The organism is Streptomyces nanhaiensis, from assembly GCF_046614825.1.
Taxonomy (GTDB): Bacteria; Actinomycetota; Actinomycetes; order Streptomycetales; family Streptomycetaceae; genus Streptomyces; species Streptomyces radiopugnans.
The window spans coordinates 1-1,626 of the sequence record NZ_JBKJFM010000329.1 but is presented as its reverse complement, the minus strand read 5'-3'; the positions used below and the strand labels follow the sequence as shown (position 1 = coordinate 1,626).

Annotated in this window: 1 protein-coding gene; it reads left to right on the top strand. The window is 69.6% G+C overall.

Translation table 11 applies throughout. The features are described 5' to 3' along the window. Positions 1–55 precede the first annotated feature (55 nt). On the top strand, positions 56–1,588 hold the full coding sequence (locus ACLIYP_RS30375) for an ISL3 family transposase (protein WP_459076362.1): 1,533 nt from the start codon (positions 56–58) through the stop codon (positions 1,586–1,588). Positions 1,589–1,626: the final 38 nt, after the last annotated feature.

Genomic DNA, 1,626 nt, shown 5'->3' with positions numbered 1-1,626 from the left:
GGCTCTGGCCCGTAGTCGGTGGTGACGCCGAGTAGCCATCCGCGATGATCTCGTGATGGATGTCAATTTTCTTATCGGGACGGTGTTTTCCGGGCTGTCGGCACTGGTCGTCGAGGACGTTACGGACGCCGGCGACATGGTGGTGGTCACGGCCCGCACCCGGGATGTGGCGGTCCCGTGTCCGGTGTGCCGAACGCCGGCGGCGAGGGTGCACGGGTACCACCGCCGGACGGTGCGGGACGTGCCGGTCGACGGCCGCCCGGTCGTCCTCCACCTGCGGGTACGAAGGCTGGTCTGCCCTGTCCGGGGATGCGGGCGGCAGACCTTCCGTGAGCAGATTCCCGGACTGCTGAAGCGTCATCAGCGCCGCACTGTGCGTCTCGCCGGGCAGATATCGCAGGTGGCACGGGAGTTATGCGGCCGGGCGGCCGCACGCCTGGCCGCCCTGCTGGCCGTGCCCGTCTCCCGCAGCACCGCACTGCGCCATCTGCGGCGCCTGCCGCTGCCCAAGCAGGCCATCCCGCGGGTGATCGGCGTGGACGATTTCGCCCTGCGCCGCCGCCACCGCTATGCCACGATCGTCACGGATGCCGAGACCGGCCGACGCATCGCGGTCCTGCCCGACCGAGAGATGGCCACCCTGGAGTCCTGGCTGCGCGAGCATCCCGGTGCCGAGGTCGTGTGCCGGGACGGCTCGGCCACCTACGCCGAGGCCGTCCGCCGCGCCCTGCCCGACGCGGTGCAGGTCAGCGACAGATGGCACCTCTGGCGCAACCTCTGCGACAAAGCCCAGCTCGAGGTCCGCGCGCACGCCGGCTGCTGGGCCACCATCAACCCGCCCCGCCCCGGCGGAGTACACGAGCAGACCACCCGCGAACGCTGGAACAAGATCCATGATCTCCTCGGCCAAGGTGTCGGCCTGCTCGACTGCTCTCGCCGCCTGGGCCTGGCCCTGAACACCGTCAAACGCTACGCCCGCATGCCCAAACCCCAGACCCTGCGCCTCACCCCTGCCTACCGGCCCACCCTCGTCGACCCCTACCGCGAGCACCTGCGCCAGCGCCGTGCCGAAGAACCAGCCGTCCCGGTCACCCACCTCCTCGAGGAGATCCGGGAGCTGGGCTACACCGGCAGCGCAAACCTCCTGGTCCGCTACCTCAACCAGGGCCGTGCCGAAGGCGACCGCCCCGTCACCACGGTGCGTCACGCCGGCCGCCTCCTGCTCACCGACCCCGAGAATCTGCGCCCGAAGGAAACGGCCCTGCTGGAGAAGATCGCCGCAGCCTGCCCGGAGATGACCGCACTCGCCGATCTCATACGCGACTTCGCCGCTCTGCTGAAACCAGCCGTGGGCAACGACACGAAACTCACCGAGTGGATCACAGCCGCCCGCGCCGTCGCCCTGCCTCACCTGTGCAGTCTCGCCAACGGGCTCGAGATCGACCGGCCCGCCGTGAACGCCGGCCTCACCTTGCCCTACCACAATGGCCGCACCGAAGGCGCCAACACCCGCACCAAGAGGATCATGAGACAGATGCACGGACGCGCCGGATTCGACCTCCTCCGGCACCGCATCCTCCTGTCCTGACAACTACCCGATGTCACCACCGACTACGGGCCAGAGCC

Excerpts from the sequence above, each read along its gene's own strand:
- ACLIYP_RS30375 (WP_459076362.1), top strand. The coding sequence starts at position 56 with ATGGATGTCAATTTTCTTATCGGGACGGTGTTTTCCGGGCTGTCGGCA.